This is a genomic window from Thalassotalea sp. Y01 (assembly GCF_012932945.1).
In the GTDB taxonomy this organism is placed as follows: Bacteria; Pseudomonadota; Gammaproteobacteria; order Enterobacterales; family Alteromonadaceae; genus Thalassotalea_A.
This window is the reverse complement of record NZ_JABBXG010000005.1, coordinates 134,805-152,764: the sequence shown is the minus strand read 5'-3', so window position 1 is coordinate 152,764 and position 17,960 is coordinate 134,805. Positions and strand designations below refer to the sequence as shown.

The 17,960-nt window shown below is 42.6% G+C and carries 13 protein-coding genes; 5 read left to right on the top strand and 8 right to left on the bottom strand.

The window, feature by feature from the left end; translation table 11 throughout:
• Positions 1 to 188 precede the first annotated feature (188 nt).
• The 5 genes from kdsB to HII16_RS08965 form a co-directional block, all read right to left on the bottom strand.
• Positions 189 to 953 carry a 3-deoxy-manno-octulosonate cytidylyltransferase gene (gene kdsB, locus HII16_RS08985; RefSeq protein WP_169129435.1) on the bottom strand — a complete coding sequence of 255 codons (765 nt, stop codon included), beginning with the start codon at positions 951 to 953 and terminating at the stop codon, positions 189 to 191.
• Positions 953 to 1,138: a Trm112 family protein gene (locus tag HII16_RS08980; RefSeq protein ID WP_135437423.1), complete on the bottom strand. Its 186-nt coding sequence runs from the start codon at positions 1,136 to 1,138 to the stop codon at positions 953 to 955. Before HII16_RS08980 ends, kdsB begins: the two co-directional genes overlap by 1 nt.
• Positions 1,128 to 2,138 carry a tetraacyldisaccharide 4'-kinase gene (gene lpxK, locus HII16_RS08975; protein WP_348981400.1) on the bottom strand — a complete coding sequence of 337 codons (1,011 nt, stop codon included), beginning with the start codon at positions 2,136 to 2,138 and terminating at the stop codon, positions 1,128 to 1,130. Before lpxK ends, HII16_RS08980 begins: the two co-directional genes overlap by 11 nt.
• Positions 2,139 to 2,156: 18 nt before the next feature.
• Positions 2,157 to 3,920, bottom strand: a complete 1,764-nt coding sequence (gene msbA, locus HII16_RS08970) for a lipid A export permease/ATP-binding protein MsbA (protein WP_169129433.1) — start codon at positions 3,918 to 3,920, stop codon at positions 2,157 to 2,159.
• 140 nt (positions 3,921 to 4,060) lie between these two features.
• Positions 4,061 to 6,709: a DNA internalization-related competence protein ComEC/Rec2 gene (locus HII16_RS08965; RefSeq protein ID WP_211183468.1), complete on the bottom strand. Its 2,649-nt coding sequence runs from the start codon at positions 6,707 to 6,709 to the stop codon at positions 4,061 to 4,063.
• 345 nt (positions 6,710 to 7,054) lie between these two features.
• Between HII16_RS08965 and HII16_RS08960 the strand changes: the two genes are divergently transcribed.
• Positions 7,055 to 7,567 (top strand): DUF2062 domain-containing protein, encoded by a 513-nt coding sequence (locus HII16_RS08960; protein ID WP_169129429.1) that lies wholly within the window; start codon positions 7,055 to 7,057, stop codon positions 7,565 to 7,567.
• Between the two features lie 361 nt (positions 7,568 to 7,928).
• Positions 7,929 to 9,107 (top strand): collagen-like protein, encoded by a 1,179-nt coding sequence (locus HII16_RS08955; protein ID WP_169129427.1) that lies wholly within the window; start codon positions 7,929 to 7,931, stop codon positions 9,105 to 9,107.
• Positions 9,108 to 9,250: 143 nt separating this feature from the next.
• Here HII16_RS08955 and lolE read toward each other — a convergent pair whose 3' ends face one another.
• Genes lolE through HII16_RS08940 form a run of 3 tightly spaced genes read right to left on the bottom strand, consistent with a single transcriptional unit; the run spans position 9,251 to position 12,431 of the window.
• Entirely contained in the window at positions 9,251 to 10,495 is a 1,245-nt protein-coding gene (gene lolE / locus HII16_RS08950; protein ID WP_169129425.1) for a lipoprotein-releasing ABC transporter permease subunit LolE, read from the bottom strand.
• A 3-nt stretch (positions 10,496 to 10,498) separates the two neighbouring features.
• Positions 10,499 to 11,203 (bottom strand): lipoprotein-releasing ABC transporter ATP-binding protein LolD, encoded by a 705-nt coding sequence (gene lolD, locus HII16_RS08945; RefSeq protein ID WP_169129423.1) that lies wholly within the window; start codon positions 11,201 to 11,203, stop codon positions 10,499 to 10,501.
• On the bottom strand, positions 11,196 to 12,431 hold the full coding sequence (locus tag HII16_RS08940) for a lipoprotein-releasing ABC transporter permease subunit (RefSeq protein WP_169129421.1): 1,236 nt from the start codon (positions 12,429 to 12,431) through the stop codon (positions 11,196 to 11,198). The genes lolD and HII16_RS08940 overlap by 8 nt, the downstream gene beginning before the upstream one ends.
• 228 nt (positions 12,432 to 12,659) lie before the next feature.
• Here HII16_RS08940 and mfd point away from each other — a divergent pair, with 228 nt between their 5' ends.
• The 3 genes from mfd to HII16_RS08925 all read left to right on the top strand — a co-directional run bounded on the left by mfd (position 12,660) and on the right by HII16_RS08925 (position 17,928).
• Positions 12,660 to 16,145, top strand: a complete 3,486-nt coding sequence (gene mfd, locus HII16_RS08935) for a transcription-repair coupling factor (RefSeq protein WP_169129419.1) — start codon at positions 12,660 to 12,662, stop codon at positions 16,143 to 16,145.
• Between the two features lie 116 nt (positions 16,146 to 16,261).
• On the top strand, positions 16,262 to 17,539 hold the full coding sequence (locus HII16_RS08930) for a CsiV family protein (RefSeq protein ID WP_169129417.1): 1,278 nt from the start codon (positions 16,262 to 16,264) through the stop codon (positions 17,537 to 17,539).
• 95 nt (positions 17,540 to 17,634) lie between these two features.
• Entirely contained in the window at positions 17,635 to 17,928 is a 294-nt protein-coding gene (locus HII16_RS08925; protein WP_135437434.1) for a DUF1244 domain-containing protein, read from the top strand.
• Positions 17,929 to 17,960: the final 32 nt, after the last annotated feature.

Sequence of the window (17,960 nt, the reverse complement as noted above, 5' to 3'; positions counted from 1 at the left end):
CATTATTTTTAAAATTAAAAATGGACTCTTAATCGCTTTACGTCCTTGCTAAGCCCCTTAAATATGAGCGAACAAATAAGAGGAAGCAAAATTATGTCACAAAATTACATGTCTTACTATTTAGACCAATATCAAAATTGGTTCTAAAAAGCTATTTTATATAACTAATATGATATAAGAATGACACATTATAATTGCTTCGCAAACGCTCTGGCTTTGTCTAAATCTTGTTGCGTATCAACACCCTCTACTGGCATGCGATTGGCGGCGACTTCAACATGGATTTTTTCACCCTGCCATAGCACTCTTAACTGCTCTAGCGCTTCAATATGCTCTAAAGCACTTGCAGGCCAAGATACATAGTCTTTAATAAAACCAGCGCGGTAGGCGTAAATACCAATATGGCGTAAGTAAAAATCGCCTATCTCTTCAATGCGTTCTTGATTGAGAAAACGTTCGCGATCGTAAGGGATAGTCGCGCGAGAAAAATACAAGGCATAGCCGTCTTTATCACACAGTACCTTGACTGCATTAGGGTTTAGCGCTTCTTCTACCGAGTGAATATTCACCGCTAATGTTGCCATTCGGGCTTTACTTTGTTGACCTAAGTTTTTGGCCACCTGACTGATGTTTTCACTGGGAATAAATGGTTCGTCACCTTGCACATTTACGATGATATCATCATCATCAAAACCGTATTTTTCGACCACTTCGGCTAAACGTTCGGTGCCCGATTGATGATCGGCGCGGGTTTTACACACTTCACCACCAAAGCCAAGTACGGCTTTTTCAACTTCGTCGTTGTCGGTGGCAATGATCACCTTTTCGGCACCAGAAGCCATGGCTTTTTCCGCCACCCACTGAATCATTGGCTTGCCATTAATGTCGGCCAATACTTTGCCCGGCAGTCGACTTGACTGAAAACGGGCTGGAATAACCACAGTAAATGTCATTAGCTACGCTCTTCTTCGGTTAACTTTCTCGCTTCACTTTCCAGCAACACCGGAATGTCGTGCTCAATTGGGTAAGCCACATGATCAAACTTACAAAGCAGTTCGCTTTTGTCGCTGTTAATGCTTAATTTGCCTTTACATACTGGGCAGGCAAGAATTTCCATCAATTTTATATCAAAGGCCATAGTGTTTACATCTCGTCATGATTAATTCGATTAATTGTGAACCCTTTTGCTCATTAAAACTGGCATCAACTGGCAAATACCAACTGTTGTCATTTACCAAGTGCGCACATTTTACTGCGTCTTTCTCGGTCATTATCAACGCCTGCTTCTCAGAAAATTGAGCAAAGTCGTTATCGTTAAATTTATGGTGATCAACAAAGCCAACATGATTGGCTAGTGAAAAACCAAGGCTGCGCAAAGTATTAAAGAACCGTTCCGGATCGCCAATACCTGCCAAAGCATTCACAGGGTTATTTGCAACAACGTCAGTCATAAATTGCGCTAATGGCAAACGCTTACCACTTTTGACATTAACCACCGAATCGGCGGTTAAGTTCATCGCCATTTCATCGACATTGGCAAGGCCACCGTTAACAATAACCTGATCAACATAATTTAAGCGCCACACGCCTTCGCGCAAAGGACCTGCTGGTAACAGCCAGCCATTGCCAAAACGACGTTTACCATCGACTACCACCAGTTCAACATCACGTTTTAAGCGATAGTGCTGCAAGCCATCATCACTGATGATCATGTTGCAACCTTGCTGCATTAGCAATTCAACATTGGCAATACGATCCGGGCTAATCGCCACAGGCGCTTTGGTGCGCTGATATATAAGCACGGGCTCATCGCCTGCTTGCTCTGCCGTGACGTCATCGGTGACTAGCAAAGGAGTTTGTCGTTTTTCTCCGCCATAGCCGCGACTTATAACGCCAACCTTAACGCCTCGTTGTTGCAATTGTTCAACTAAAAATACCACCAACGGCGTTTTGCCATTACCACCAACGCCAATATTACCCACGATGACAACCGGTACATCAAGTTTCGGTTGCTTTAAAATATGGTAGCGATACAAACTGCGGCGCAGCGCACTCAATGCCCAAAACAACACATTAAGCGGCAGCAATAACCAGCGTATTGGGTGGTTTTGATACCAAGCTTGTTCAATCAATCGCACAGTCGTCGCCTTAGTCCGTTAATCGCCAAACTGAAAAGCGTGCAATTGTGCATACGCGCCGTTTTTCGCCAGCAATTCGCTATGATTACCTTGCTCTATCAGTTCACCTTGATCCATAACAATAATGCTATCGGCATTTTCGATGGTGGATAATCGGTGGGCGATAACCACGCTGGTACGATTTTTTTGTAGCTCAACGAGAGCTTCTTGAATATGACGCTCAGATTCAGTATCAAGGGCACTCGTCGCCTCATCTAAAATCAAGAATGGCGCATCACACAATAAAGCGCGGGCGATAGCCACACGTTGACGTTGACCGCCACTTAACATTGAGCCATTTTCACCAATATTGGTATCAAGACCTTGCGGTAGATTTTCAGCAAATTCGATCACATGTGCAGCTTTTGCGGCGTTTTCAATCTCTTCACGGCTGGCATCCGGTTTACCGTAGGCAATGTTATTGGCTAAAGAATCGTTAAATAACACCACTTGCTGTGACACATAAGCAAACTGTTTACGTAAATCTTTTAGCTTATAATCGCGGATGTTTTCGCCGTCGATTTTCACTTCACCGGTTTCGGCATTGTAAAAACGCAGCAGCAATGAACTGATGGTTGATTTACCAGAGCCAGAACGACCAACCAAAGCCAAGGTTTTGCCCGTATCAAGGCTAAAATTAATATCTTTTAATGCGGCTTTTTCAGCTCCATCATAACTAAAGCCGACCTGTTCAAAAGCGATTCGACCTTGCGCACGAGGCAAATCAATGGTGCCGGTATCTTGTTCAATCGGTTTATCTAGCACCTCAAAGATGCTGCCTGCCGCTGCCATACCACGTTGAAACTCACTGTTTACCGTAGTCAGCAATTTAAGTGGGCGTAGCATCATGATCATACAGGTCACGACAGTGGTGAATACACCTGGCGTGAGGTTTTCAATAAGACCGTCTTGCCCTGCCATATACAATACAAATGCCAAGGCTATAGAGGCAATGATTTGAATAATAGGCACACTGGTGGCCTTGGCAGCAACCATTTTCATGCGCTGCTGACGATTTTGATTATTGATTTTGGCAAAGCGCTTATACTCACGCTCTTGTCCGCCAAAAGTCAGCACCACTTTGTGACCGTTAAAGGTTTGTTCAGTCGCACTGGTAACGATACCCATCATTTTTTGAATACGTTTACTAACTGAGCGAAAACGTTTCGATACCACGACAACGATGACCGCGACAACGGGCACTATCAATAAGAAAATTGACGATAATTGCCAGCTGTTATAAAACATCAAGCCCAACAGGCCGATAACAAAGGCCCCCTCGCGTATCAGCGTTAGTAATGCTTTTGAGACCGCTTTAAGCAGTTGCTCGGTGTCGTAGGTGATTTTTGAAATCAGTGTACCGGTAGATTCTTTATCGTGAAACGGTACCGGCATGGCGACAATGTGTTCAAACAGTTGTTGCCGTAAGCGCATCACCACATGATTACCCATCCAGGCTAAACCATAGGTGGCTATAAAGTGGGCAACGCCGCGCAAAACAAACGCGACGATAACAAAAATAGGTGCGTATTTTAGGATATCTGGATTAGCATTGGTCAATCCGTCATCGATTAATGGCTGAAGTTGCGAGAAAAATAAGGTGTCGATGCCGGCATAACACAACATACCAAGAATGGAAAACGCGAAGCCTGTTCTTAGGCCACGAGTATAACGAAACAAGCGACGAAATTGTTGCCATGTGCTCGCTTCTTTTTGCGCACGTTTTTGCACGTTTTTTTGCATATAAGTCTCAAATCGAGGCTGTTATTATTCTATTACGCCTATTTTACAAGAAATAGACGCAAATCATAGTGTTAACAGCCAGCTTTTGTTGGTTGCCTTAATAATAGTCAATATTGGTTCGCTTGGTTTAAATATCAAGGCTAATTAAAAGGCCAAGGTCGCCATAAGTCATGTCGATAACTGCGCGCAGTTATGGTGCTGTTGTTAATATCAAATACCAACATGCCTTGCTCGGCAGTATTAAACGCCTTACTGCCCATTTGTCGATAACGCTGTTGCACCGCTTGCACCGGCATATGCCAGCGATTTAAGTAACCGCTGCTGTATACAACATAATCTGGTGCAAGCTTTTCAACAAAGGCTAAACTGGATGAGCTTTTTGAACCATGATGTGGCGCAATCACTACGTTAATATTACTGGCTAAGGTTGATAACAGCCGTGTCTCTACCCGCTTTGATATATCACCTGGCAATAATATTTTGCGTTTACCATCTGACAACATTAACACACAAGAGTCATCGTTTTCTTCACCCTTAATGCTGTCTGGCCAAAGCATTTCAATAGTGAGTCCCTGCCAGTAAATGCTTTGCCCTTTAACGCATCGGCTAAGTTTTATTTTATTTGCTATTTGATGCGGTTGCTCTTGTTTATCTACCTGATTAGCTGCTTTAACAGCCTGTATAACATTAGTTGCATTACTGATGATGAGCTTGGTTAAATCATGTTTAAGGAGTGCATTTATGCCTCCTGCATGATCATTATCGCTATGACTAATGATGACCATATCCAGAGGGCTAGAGCTCGCATCACTGCGTTGTTTGGCCTTAGTGTGCCGTTTTACAGAAGATAATTGCAAATAAGGCATGACGCTGGATTCAATAAAATTAAAACCACTTTTAAATCTTGCGCCAGTATCATACAACATGGCACGTCCGTTCTTTTCAATTAGAACAGCTAAACCATGACCAACATCAAATACCACTACTCGCCATGAACCCTGGTCACTTGGTGATGAATGTGTAATAGCCACATTCATCACCAGCAGCAGTGTGCTAGGCAGTGCGACAAATAATGCTTTTTGCTTTGTATTGATAGGCAAAACCCAACTAAAAGCGCAACATAATCCAACAAATAAACAAAGGCCTTTAACTAGGCTATTTATGCTTGGCAGCTCAAAATAAAATTGATTTAACCATCGTAAATACTGCAGGCAAAAATCCAAAGACAATGTGGTAAATTGCAGCAGAAAAATCGTCACATCGTGCGCCAAGCCTGCGGGCATACTTGTAGTGGTGAACGATGCAGAAAAATAGTCGGCCGATGAAAAAATAGTACTGATGGTGGTAAGTAAACTCAACGGTATAACGCTGACCGACATGATTGGCACCACAATGATATTGGCAACGGGCGACAGTAACGACATGTTGTTAAAAAACCACAATGACAATGGCAATACCATCAAAGATACCACCACCTGCACCAACAATAATGACGCAATAAACCGAATAGGCCATGAGCGATTTGCCAAGTGATGTTTGAACACATAGACGCCATAAATGATCATCATCACAGCCAATAAAGATAAGTAAAAGCTGATATCGAATATGGCAAAAGGTTCAATTAAGACAATGACAAAGGTGCTGAGCAGTAAATATCGAAACGGTTTGAAGGGCTGCTTTAAAAATCGAAACATAAAAAACAGCCAAAGCATCACTAGTGCTCGAACAGTTGGCATCGCAAAACCTGCTAAATAAGCATAAAAGGTTGCCAGTATTAAGCTCATTGCGATTGGTAAAAGGTAGCCGTAGACGTTTATCCAGTTTCTGCCGAATATCGCCTCAGGCATAAGCATTAGCAACAACCGCCCTAATAAAAACCCAAGACCAGCGATAATCGATAAATGCAGACCAGAGATAGCCATTAAATGTTGGGTGCCAGTGTTTTGTAATAATTGCCAATGCTGTTGTGTAAGCTGACTTTTATCACCTATTGATAGCGCTAAGATGAAAGCTAAATATTGCCTAGCTTTTTGCGTTGGGCTATTTTTTGTTGAGCTGTTTTGTATCAGTGATTGCAGTTGCCGCTGTACACTCTGACGCATGCTTGGTTGTTGCAGCAAAATTTGATTGTTTGCATCAGGTTTTACATAGCCACTAAATTGAATGTCATTACTTTTTAGCCAACGCATATAGGAAAAGCTGCCAAGATTAGCAAAGCCATGGGCTGGTTTTAGTTTTAATCTAAGTTGTACGCTATCGCCTTGCGACAATATTCGTTTGCGGTTGTCATTTTCTCTGCCCTTTTCTTTGTGCTTGCCTTTGCAATTGTCTTTGTCTTTGTCTTTGTCTTTGCCTTTGTCTTTGTCTTTGCCTTTGTCTTTGTGTCCGTACTTGCTTTCGATTTCACCCTTTACTTGGTACTGCTTTTTATATGCAGCATTAGATTCAGAACCAAGGTGCGCAGATACATGCAAAGGTAAGTGTAATGGTAAGTGCACTTCACTGATGCTGACCCGAGCGACAAATGGATGTGTTAATTGCTCGCTATCAATTTGCTCAATTCTGATATTGATCTTATGAGATACCTTGTTATCGATGTATTTGTCTTTATTGCAGGTGTCGGCATTCGATAAATCGATAATAGGCAACAAAGACAATACCTTAGCATTTACCGTAATCGGATTAGGATATGGGTTTTGGTTTACTTGCTCTAACAAATACCAGCGGCTGATATTGACTTGATTTACGTGGTCATGGCTTAGCTTAAATTGATATGACATCGCCGACATCAATAAATAACTGTATCCGCAGCAAAATGCTATGCAGTATGCTGTTATACTTTGTTTAGTTTGCTCAAATAGCCATTTTGCTAATAAAAACAGTATGACAAGGCAAGACAAAAGTACGCCAAGCAAGTAGAATAAAGACAAATTTATAGGTAAGCAGCAGGCAACAATGCTGCCCGCCAAAAAGCACAGTAACCACCGTTCCATAGTGAATTATCCATTTTCTCTGTGTTCGTTTCGGTGTTTGAAACGTCGTTTTTGACTAGAATATTAAGTATAGACCACGCATCCACCGCGATATTTCGGCGCCTGTAAGGGCAAATTCGCGGTCCGCATGATAAGAAAGTTATGCCCAAAAAACTGATAAAACGTTATTTACCGGACCATCAAACCATAAAGTCCAACAAACATTTACAAATATTTGGTGACGTATTGCACGACGCTAATTTATGGAGTTTGAATCGTCGTTCGGTATCAAAAGCCTTTGCCATTGGTCTGTTTATGGCCTTTGTACCTGTACCATTTCAAATGGTATTTGCCGCCGGCTTAGCGATTTTATTTAAAGGTAACTTACCCTTGTCTATCGCCCTTGTTTGGATTTCCAATCCAATCACCATTCCACCGATTTTCTACTTCTGCTATTTTATTGGCACGGTATTAATGGGCGTGCCTGAGCAGGAGTTTGCCTTTGAATTAAGCTGGGATTGGTTTGTTAGTAGTTTATCCACGGTTGGCGGGCCATTCTTATTGGGCTGTGCTGCATGTTCAGTGTTTTTTTCTACCCTAGGATATTTCACCATAAATTTCTTATGGCGTTATCAAGTGACCCGCAGCTGGAAAAAGCGACTACACCGTAATTAAAAAATTTTATAAGCATAGTAACTCAGCCAGTAACACCTCTCTTCTCCGTCATCCCGATGAAAATCTGGATCTTAGATGCTGTGCTTAATGCGGTATTAAAGATTACATGCCGCAGCACGGCAGCATCTAGATGGATATAAAGAATGCCGAAAAAGATTTGAGCAGTTTTCGGCGACAGAGTAAGGTTTTTCAGAAGATATGGGATACGAATAACAAAAAGATAACCTGCTATTCATTTCGATTGAAAATATTGCCATTCTATTAGCAGCAACTACACTCAACCGTCTGTGCGTAAGCATTTTGTGCAAAGACAACCCACCTGAATAAGTAGTACAGGGAATTAACTTCAAGGAAACTACTAATGAAACTGGCTACTTTGTTACTGATTATCCCCTTGTCTTTTTCATTAATGGCTAAAGACAATGTAAAAACGCGAGTCAACCAATTAGAATCAGACGTTAGACAATTAAAAACAGATGTCGACAATATCCAATTAATCCCTGGCCCCAAAGGTGATAAAGGCGACTCTGGCGTACCTGGTCCTCAAGGAGAGCAAGGTGTTCCAGGTACTAACGGAGTAAACGGCATCGACGGACAAGATGGTAAAGACGGTCAGGATGGCGCGGGCGTCGAAGAATTAGCGGTAATTAATGAGCAAATAGTTGAGCTCTATTCATATCATCAGGTTACTTCGCCGGTCAGTACAACCATTGGCAGCATTAGCTTTCCCCACATAGATAGTCGTTACGATTTGAGTGATGCTAAGTTAAAATGGAGTCAACCATTACCTGACGGTAGTACTGAAGCTCGAATGTCTATAGACCAAGTAACCGTTTCTTTAACCAATCAAGGTTTATATGAAGATCTATTCACTGAGCTATTCAGGCAATCTTTGGGCGATGCTACCATAACTTTGAACAATGGTAGTGACCTGACACTTTCTTTTTCCAATATATTGTTCACCAGTATTCAACCTACGAAGCAAGGCACCAGTATTACCTTTGCTTTCGAAAAAATAGACATTGACTTTAATGGCAAACTCGTCACGTTCGCCCGTACCTATTCATCACCATGGGAAAACCCTAACAGTTTTGGCTGTGGTAATGATTTCAATTTCATTGTCTATGGAGATGGAGAACCCGCTAACCCTATTGGTACTTATACCCCACTAAAAGATTTTGAAGTTGAATCGACATTGGTTTGGGACAGCGCTATTGATCCGAGTCGAACGCCGTCTAAACACCAACTGTCGGAACTTCTGATTAGTGATGATTTAAATTCTGAATTTGAATGTTTGCTAACCAAAATTACGTCCCAATCATCAATAAATATCGCTATTTTGGCGGATATACCAATTGTCGGAAAGGGAATTCAACCGTCTGTCGAATACACACGAGCAACATTGACTGAATACACCCTAAGTCTCAACTCTAATGGTATTCAAGCCGAAGCCAACATCGCCTACGAGCAAGTTATTTACTCATTTGCCTCTGGAGAGAAATTTGGTTGGGATCTTCGTACGAATTCCCCAATAAATTAATATGTGGATACAGCAATTAATTCTATCACCGCCTATCACTTTGCATAATATAGCCAAAAGAGCGCTAAACAACGCTCTTTTGGCAATCTTTATTTAAATTTGGCAAAGCATGGTGCATGGCACCTTAAGATTGCCATGTAACATTAGCCACCTTGGCCTAACACTTTCGCTGGATCAATTTTACTGGCGCGCCATGCTGGATAAATGGTTGCCAGCAAGCTTAATACCAGCGCAGATATGACGGTAAATACCACATCTCGCATGTCTAGTTCGGTAGGGATAAAGTCGATAAAGTAGATATCGCCAGATAAAAATTTGACGCCAAAGCTTTGTTCGATAAACAGCACTATGTCAGTCAAATTATTGGCTAAATACGCACCTAGTAACGCACCTATTAAAGCACCAAGCACACCATTAGTCAGTCCTTGAAAGACAAAACTAAACATTAAAGTAGACGGTTTTGCGCCCATGGTTTTCAATATTGCAATATCGCTTTTTTTGTCGTTCACCGCCATAAATAAGCTAGATACGATATTAAAGCTAGCCACCGCAATAACCAATAACATGACCACAAACATCACGGTGCGCACCAATTGAATGTCATTAAACACATGCCCCTGGGTGCGGGTCCAATCATTCATATAAACATACGAATCAAGTTTCATGCCTATTTCGCGAACAATTTTAGGAGCGGCAAAAACATCGTCGGTAGCAATACGCAGACCGTGCACCTTATCGTCTATTTCAGCAATGCTTTGCCCCAATTCCAATGGAATATACGCCAAGGTTTCATCAATTGAGCCACCAAAATCAAATACCGCAACAATGTTCATGTTGCGTTTAATAGGGGCAGCAAATTGGCCATTCCCCGAACTGTTGCGCGGCAACAATAATTGCACCGTATCACCCGCACCTACCTGAAGTTTCTTAGCGATGCCTTTGCCAACCACCATGCTGTTGCCGGTAAGTGCCGAAAAGCTGCCCTCGGTAATAAATTCTTCAATACGTGATACGCGGACTTCATAATCGGGCACAACCGCTCTTAACTCAAGCGCTTTTAATCGTTCGCCTTTTTGCAGCAAGCCACCTAACTTAACCACAGGTGCGGCGTGGGTTACGGTGTCAAATTGCTCTAAGGTTTCGACTTGTTGCTGCCAGTTATCGATTGGCTTAGTAACGGCGATAAACTCGCCATGAGGCACAACAGATAACAAGCGTTTTGCTAATTCTCGCTCGAAACCATTCATTGCCGAGAGCACTAAAATCAGCACCATGACGCCAAGGCCAATGCCTATGGTCGACGATGCTGAAATAAACGACGCAAAGCCTTTGTTTTGTCTCGAGCGCACATAGCGCAGGCCAATATAGGCGCTTAATGGTCTAAACATGAATTAGCCTTGCATCACCGAAGCGGTCTGTTCTATCTGGCATAAGGTGCCATGATCTAATTTTAGCTGTCGATCCATTCGCGCCGCCAACGCCAAATCATGGGTCACCACGACAAAACTTGTGCCAATCGACTGGTTTAATTCTTTGATCAAGGCAAAAATTTGCTCTGCGGTATCATAATCAAGGTTACCGGTTGGTTCATCCGCTAGGACAATCGACGGTTTGGTGACTAATGCTCTGGCTATCGCCACACGTTGTCGTTCACCACCACTAAGCTCTGATGGTCGATGTGTAAGTCGGTGAGCTAAACCGACTTTCTCTAACATTTCTCTGGCTTGTGCCAACGCAGCTTTCGGTTTATCACCTCGAATCAACAACGGCATCGCGACGTTTTCTTCGGCACTAAATTCCATCATCAAGTGATGAAACTGATAAATAAATCCTAAATGTTTATTACGAAAATCAGCACGTTTCTTATCGCTCAACTGATATATATCGGTACCGTCGATCAACACCTTGCCAGATGTTGGCGTATCGAGCGCACCGGCAAGATGCAAAAAGGTACTCTTACCACAACCAGAACTGCCGACAATGGCCACTAGCTCATTGTTGCTTACGGTTAAATCGAGTCCTCGAAGGATTTCTGTTTTTTGTGGTCCCTGTTGATAATGCTTTACCAACTGCTCACACACCAACACATTATTCATTTCGTAACACCTCTGCAGGTTGGGTTTTCGACGCCCGATAAGCTGGATATAAAGTTGCGGTTAAACTCATTAATATGGCTGATGCAATGATCACAACCACCTGCTCTGCTTTTAAATCAATGGGTAGGGTTTGAGCAACAAACCCTGAGCCTAAAATATTAACGCCAAAAAACGACAATATACTGTTGATATTCAAGGTCAACAACACCCCGGCAATGGCGCCTAATATCGTGCCCCACAGGCCATTTACCATGCCTTGGGTAATAAAAATATGCAAAATTTGATGTCGTTTCATGCCTAAGGTTTGCAAAATACCAATCTCACCTTGTTTATCAATCACTACCATCACCAGCGCCGAGACAATATTAAACGCCGCAACGGCAACAATCAGGCTTAACATCAACCACATCATATTCTTTTCAATCTGCACCGCGGCAAACAAGTTACCTTGGCTGGCATTCCAAGTGGTGATATCAAATTTGCCATTGGCATTATTTACCAGGCTGGCTTTAACCGCATCGGCGTCAAACGCATCGTATAAATACAGACGTATATTGTCGACATAATCTTTGGGCTTACGCATCATTCTTGCAGCGTCTTGAGCATGAATAAGCACCATGTGCTCATCCACCTGGGAGCTGACTTGAAACACCCCAGACAAGGTAAATGTGCGTTGTACAGGCACCCTGCCCATAGGGGTAAAAATGGTTTTATTTGGTAAGGCTATGCGTAATTTATCGCCAATTTTAACGCCTAGTTTGCGTGCCAACGCCATACCGACAATCAGATTATATTGACCGCTTTGTAGGGTATCTAAATTACCAACTTGCATTTTTTGTGCGACTAACGCGTGTTGTTTTTCAAATTCAGGATACACCCCTTGCACCAGGACACCTTGCAATTTGCCAGGGGCTTGAATAAACGCTTCGCTTTCTAGGTATGGCGTTGCGCCTTTTACTCTGGGATCTTTGCTGTACTGGCTAATGAGCAAATCTACGTTGGTAAACGCTTGTTGCTGCTTGTTGATAACCACATGCGGAACCAGCCCTAAAATGCGCTGTTTTAGTTGACCTTCAAAGCCATTCATCACAGAGACAACGGTGATCAATGAGGCAACGCCCAACAGAATGCCGGCAATGGAAAAAAAGGTGATGAAAGAGACAAAACCAGAGCGGCTTTGGCTGCGACTGTATCGGTATCCGATAAATAAGCTAACCGGCTGAAACATCTAAATTTTTATAAAGCTTATGATTATGAGTAGAATTGTCTTCATGATAGCACTTTATCGCTTGGGATGAACAGATCGTAATGATATCATTAGCCCATAACGTCCCAGTTTTTTGCAAACAATTGTGTCAGACACTAACGATTGGGCGATTGCATAGGCAACTTTATCGCTGTGCACTAAAATTGTTCTATTCCGTCCTGACACAAAATACAGGTCAATCTTTATTCTATGACATCCGCTGCTGATTTATTTACACCGGCATTAGCTGCCGGCAAACAAGCACAAAAAGATAAAAAACAATGGCTAAATTTGGCTGGCTCAAGTGATACTCTTGCAGTCTATCATGGTGCCGTTAACCATAAAGGTTTAACGCTATTGGTGACACAAGATACCGCTTGTGCCCTGCGTCTTGAGCACGAATTGTTGAGCATCAACTCCGCCGATTTGCCGATTTGTCTGTTTCCTGATTGGGAAACCTTACCATACGATAACTTTTCACCGCACCAAGACATTATTTCGCAACGTTTATTGACCTTGTATCAGTTGAGCCGCATGAGTATGGGCATCGTTATTGTCCCAGCTCATACCCTTAGTCATCGCATCGCACCTAAAAGCTACATTGATGCTAACAGCCTGATGATCAAAACCGGTGATAACAAAGACATAGGCAAACTGCGCTTAGAGCTTGAACAAAGTGGTTATCGCGCCGTCGAACAGGTGCTTGAGCACGGTGAGTTTTCAGCACGTGGCTCGATTGTTGATTTGTTTCCTATGGGCAGCAAACAACCATACCGTCTTGACTTTTTTGATGATGAAATTGAAACCATACGTACATTTGATGTTGATACGCAACGCTCGATTGATAACATTAAATCAATAGAGTTATTACCGGCGCATGAGTTCCCAACCGATCAAGATGCCATTAACCGCTTTCGTGGCCAATATCGTGATCAGCTGAAAGTCAGTAACGACAAAGACTCAATTTATTATCAAGTTTCCAAAGGCATAATGCCGGCGGGTATTGAATACTACTTGCCGTTATTTTTTGAAAAAACACAAACCTTATTTGATTATTTGCCGGACAATACTTTGTTGATGTCCTACGGCGATATTGAATTGCATATCGACCAGTTTGTCCATGACACCGCCTATCGTTATGAAGATCGTCGCTACGATCCATTGCGGCCGTTATTGCCACCAGCGTCGTTGTTTTTAGCCAAAGACCAATTATTTGCGCAGTTTAAACAATACAATCGTATTGAACTTGGCAAAGCGGCTACTGAGAGCGGTGGCAAACTTGAATTCGCTACATCGGCATTGCCATCGGTTGCGGTTAACCACCAACTCAAACAGCCGCTTGCCAGTTTGTTAGAGTTTTTAGCGCAATGTTCTGAGCAACAGTTACCGGTGCTGTTTATCGCCGAATCCGAAGGTCGACGTGAAACCTTATTGGAGCTTTTGGCACGTGAGCAAATAAAGCCCGAACAAGTCGCCAATATCGATGCCTTTGTTGAGTCTGGTTTAAGCCAAGCGGTCACGGTAAACGCCCTAGCCCATGGTTTTATTCATCAAGGTGCGCATCAATTTGTGATCATCACTGAAGACGACCTGTTCACTGACCGCGTCAAACAACGACGCCGCTCAAGCAAAGCCCAAGAAACCAATTCCGAAGCGATTTTCAAAAACCTAACGGAACTGTCTATCGGTCAACCAGTGGTACACATTGAACATGGTATAGGCCGTTATCAAGGGCTGCAAAGCTTTGAAAACCAAGGTATCACCACCGAATTTTTAACATTAACGTATGCCAACGACGCTAAGTTGTATGTGCCGGTATCATCACTGCACTTAATTTCCCGCTACAGTGGTGCCGACAGCGACAGTACACCGCTACATAAATTAGGCACCGACGCGTGGCAAAAAGCTAAGAGAAAAGCCGCAGAGAAAGTACAAGATGTCGCCGCAGAATTACTCGATATTTACGCCAAGCGCGAGAGCAGTCATGGTTATCAGTTTAAACGCGACAAAAACGATTATCGCGCCTTTAGTGAAAGCTTTGGTTTTGAAGAAACCGACGATCAACAAAACGCCATCATCAATGTCGTCGCTGATATGCTCGATCACAAACCGATGGACCGCTTAGTATGTGGTGACGTTGGTTTTGGTAAAACCGAGGTGGCTATGCGCGCAGCGTTTGTCGCGGCTAACGATGGCAAACAAGTGGTGGTTTTGGTGCCAACCACCTTATTGGCACAACAGCATTATGAAAACTTTAAAGACCGTTTTGCCAACTGGCCAATGAACATTGAAGTTCTGTCTCGTTTTAAGACGGCCAAGCAACAAAAACAGGTCATAGAGCAAGTCGCCAATGGCCAAGTGGATATTCTTATTGGCACTCATAAGTTGCTATCCGATGACATTAAGTACCATGATTTGGGCTTATTAGTGGTTGATGAAGAACATCGCTTTGGCGTCAAGCAAAAAGAGAAAATCAAACGCCTTAGAGCCAATGTTGATATTCTCACTCTTACCGCAACGCCAATACCAAGAACCTTGAATATGGCGATGGGTGGTATGCGTGATTTATCTATTATTGCCACGCCACCAGCGAAACGTTTGGCGGTGAAAACCTTTGTTCGTGAGCGCGATAATGGTCTAATTCGTGAGTCTGTATTGCGTGAGATATTGCGTGGTGGTCAAGTATATTTTTTACACAATAACGTGAAAACCATCGAGAAAACAGCGGCCGAGTTACAAGAATCACTACCTGAAGCGAAAATCGTTGTCGCCCACGGACAAATGCGCGAACGCGATCTTGAACAGATAATGAGTGACTTTTACCACCAACGTTTTAATGTATTGGTATGTACCACCATTATTGAAACAGGTATTGATGTACCAACGGCCAACACCATCATTATGGACAGGGCCGATCATTTAGGTTTAGCGCAATTACACCAGTTACGTGGCCGCGTTGGCCGCTCACATCACCAAGCGTATGCATATTTGCTAACACCGCACCCTAAACGCATGACCAAAGACGCGCTAAAACGCTTGGACGCCATTGCTCAGTTAGAAGACTTGGGCGCAGGTTTTGCTCTTGCGACCCATGATTTGGAAATTCGTGGTGCCGGTGAATTATTAGGTGAAGACCAATCTGGGCAAATGGCCAGTGTTGGATTTAGTCTGTATATGGAAATGCTCGATCAGGCGGTTGCGGCATTAAAAGAAGGTAAAACACCGTCTTTAGAAGATCTAACTGCCAAGCAAACCGAAGTAGATTTAAAACTACCTGCGATATTGCCAGATGATTATATTGGTGATGTAAATATGCGCTTGTCACTATACAAGCGCATTGCCAGTGCTAATAACAACGATGACTTAGATGACATTCAAGTCGAACTGATCGATCGCTTTGGCTTGTTACCTGCACATGCAAAAAATTTATTTCATACTGCTAAGTTAAAGATCCAAGCACAACGTTTAGGTATTAAGCGAGTTGATGCCAGCGCCAAGACTGGTAGTATTGAGTTTAGTGACGATACCAAGATCAATCCGATGCATATTATCGGTTTGATGCAGCGCCAACCTGCGGTATATAGAATGGATGGTGCCAATAAGTTAAAATTCGCCTTGGATGCAGAAGAAGGTGGTAAGCGAATTAGCGCCGTTAATCAACTATTAACGGAACTTAGTCAGACGGTGGCTGCCTAATGGGCAGCATTAGGTTAAGCTATACGCTCGTCGTTTCGCTAAACTATTTAAAAGACAGCGTCGCCAAAAACGTTGTCAAAACAGCAAAGATAACAATAAACACAGGTTTGTAATACATGCGGTTAAACACGATTCGAACATTTGTTAAACGATTCATCTCTGATAAATCACAAACGATTAATACGCAAGCTAAATGCACAGCTTTGACTGTCTTAGCGCCGGTATTGTTCGCCTCAAGCAATGCTTTGGCACAAACCAATGACAATAAAGACAATGCTCGTTGGTTTGAAATTGAAGTCATTTTAATTGAGCAGTTACAAGACAAGTCACGTATCAATGAGAATTTTGATGTATTGAGTTTGAATAACCAAACCTTAACGCGTAAGGCGCATTTAGATTTAGTCGCAGACCAATTAAATCAAGTAGTTAATTACAAAAATCAATTATCTGATTGTAAAAACACCATTGACTTTTCGACCATAGGCGGCATGCCTGAAGATGAGTTTATGGATACCGAATACGAGCCAGTAACTGAACAAGCTGATGCCTCAGCGGTTGCCAATAGCGAGCAAGAAAAAGTCGCCGAACCATTATTTAACGATGACTTGTTAACTAGTGATAGTGCAACAGGTTTAACCAACAACGGTTGTGGCTTTGCCTTTAGTGAAGAAGCGCACCTTGAATCGGAATATTATGAAATTCCGCACATCGTCACCGCCAAAGAAGATGTTTATGCCAATGTGCCCTACTTGCTTGATCAAAGCAGTTTAAGGTTGAGCCATATTCGCAAAGCCTTGGCGCGTTCGAAAAACTTCCGCCCGCTATTGCACATGGGCTGGCGGCAAATTGGTGAACCAGTTAATCAAGCTACGCCAGTGCGCATTATCGCTGGTGAAAACAGCCAATTGATCGACAATGAAGGCAATCAAACAGTTGAAGCAGAAAAACTTACCGCTACGCAAGCCCAACGGTTGATTCAAAATCATATTCAACAAGCCATTACAGCGGCACGCAGCAGCAATGATACAAGCGCTGAAGTGCGACACGTACGTGACAATACTTTAAAGCCATTGATTGAAGAAGCGCAAATAGCGGATGTTGATTTAGGTATCGACAGCATCGATTTTGGTGATGACAATAAAGATCAACAAGTGTTTAAAATCGATGGTTTATTTAGAGTGCATTTGGATCATTACCTATTTATTAATGCCCACTTCGACGTGTTAGATGAAAATGATAAAGGTGAAACCATCAGCATACCGTTTAAGCAAAACCGTCGAGTGATCAGTGGTGAAGTGCACTATTTTGACCACCCTTATATGGGCATGATCGTACAAATTCGTCGCTTTACTAAACCTAAAACTGAAGCAGAGTCTGCACAAGGTTCAGAGTAAGGCAGTAGGCTGCCTAAATCGTTACTGTGCTTAACTGTATTTAACCATGTATTACTGATTTAACTGTGTTTAAACTAATCAACGGGACAGATACCATGACTAAACAGCAACAAACAGAAGTTGAAGCAGCTGTATTTCGCCGCTTATTAAAGCATTTGGACACTCGTAAAGATGTGCAAAACATTGAGTTAATGATTTTGGCGGGTTTTTGCCGGAATTGTTTTTCGAAATGGACAGTGCAAGAAGCCGAAAATCTAGGTCTAGAAATGGATATAGATACCGCGCGCGAACAAGTTTATGGTATGCCATATGCTGAGTGGAAAGATAAATACCAAACGCCAGCAACCAAAGAGCAGCTAGAGCAATACGAACAACTCAACAAAAAATAAGCAGTGTAAGCCGCTTCGAGTTTAAGATGTTA

What these genes read in the sequence shown, in the direction of transcription:
- kdsB (WP_169129435.1), bottom strand. Translation starts at nt 953, where the DNA reads ATGACATTTACTGTGGTTATTCCAGCCCGTTTTCAGTCAAGTCGACTG.
- HII16_RS08980 (WP_135437423.1), bottom strand. Translation starts at nt 1,138, where the DNA reads ATGGCCTTTGATATAAAATTGATGGAAATTCTTGCCTGCCCAGTATGT.
- msbA (WP_169129433.1), bottom strand. Translation starts at nt 3,920, where the DNA reads ATGCAAAAAAACGTGCAAAAACGTGCGCAAAAAGAAGCGAGCACATGG.
- HII16_RS08965 (WP_211183468.1), bottom strand. Translation starts at nt 6,709, where the DNA reads ATGTCGGCGATGTCATATCAATTTAAGCTAAGCCATGACCACGTAAAT.
- HII16_RS08960 (WP_169129429.1), top strand. Translation starts at nt 7,055, where the DNA reads ATGCCCAAAAAACTGATAAAACGTTATTTACCGGACCATCAAACCATA.
- HII16_RS08955 (WP_169129427.1), top strand. Translation starts at nt 7,929, where the DNA reads ATGAAACTGGCTACTTTGTTACTGATTATCCCCTTGTCTTTTTCATTA.
- lolE (WP_169129425.1), bottom strand. Translation starts at nt 10,495, where the DNA reads ATGTTTAGACCATTAAGCGCCTATATTGGCCTGCGCTATGTGCGCTCG.
- lolD (WP_169129423.1), bottom strand. Translation starts at nt 11,203, where the DNA reads ATGAATAATGTGTTGGTGTGTGAGCAGTTGGTAAAGCATTATCAACAG.
- HII16_RS08940 (WP_169129421.1), bottom strand. Translation starts at nt 12,431, where the DNA reads ATGTTTCAGCCGGTTAGCTTATTTATCGGATACCGATACAGTCGCAGC.
- mfd (WP_169129419.1), top strand. Translation starts at nt 12,660, where the DNA reads ATGACATCCGCTGCTGATTTATTTACACCGGCATTAGCTGCCGGCAAA.
- HII16_RS08930 (WP_169129417.1), top strand. Translation starts at nt 16,262, where the DNA reads ATGCGGTTAAACACGATTCGAACATTTGTTAAACGATTCATCTCTGAT.
- HII16_RS08925 (WP_135437434.1), top strand. Translation starts at nt 17,635, where the DNA reads ATGACTAAACAGCAACAAACAGAAGTTGAAGCAGCTGTATTTCGCCGC.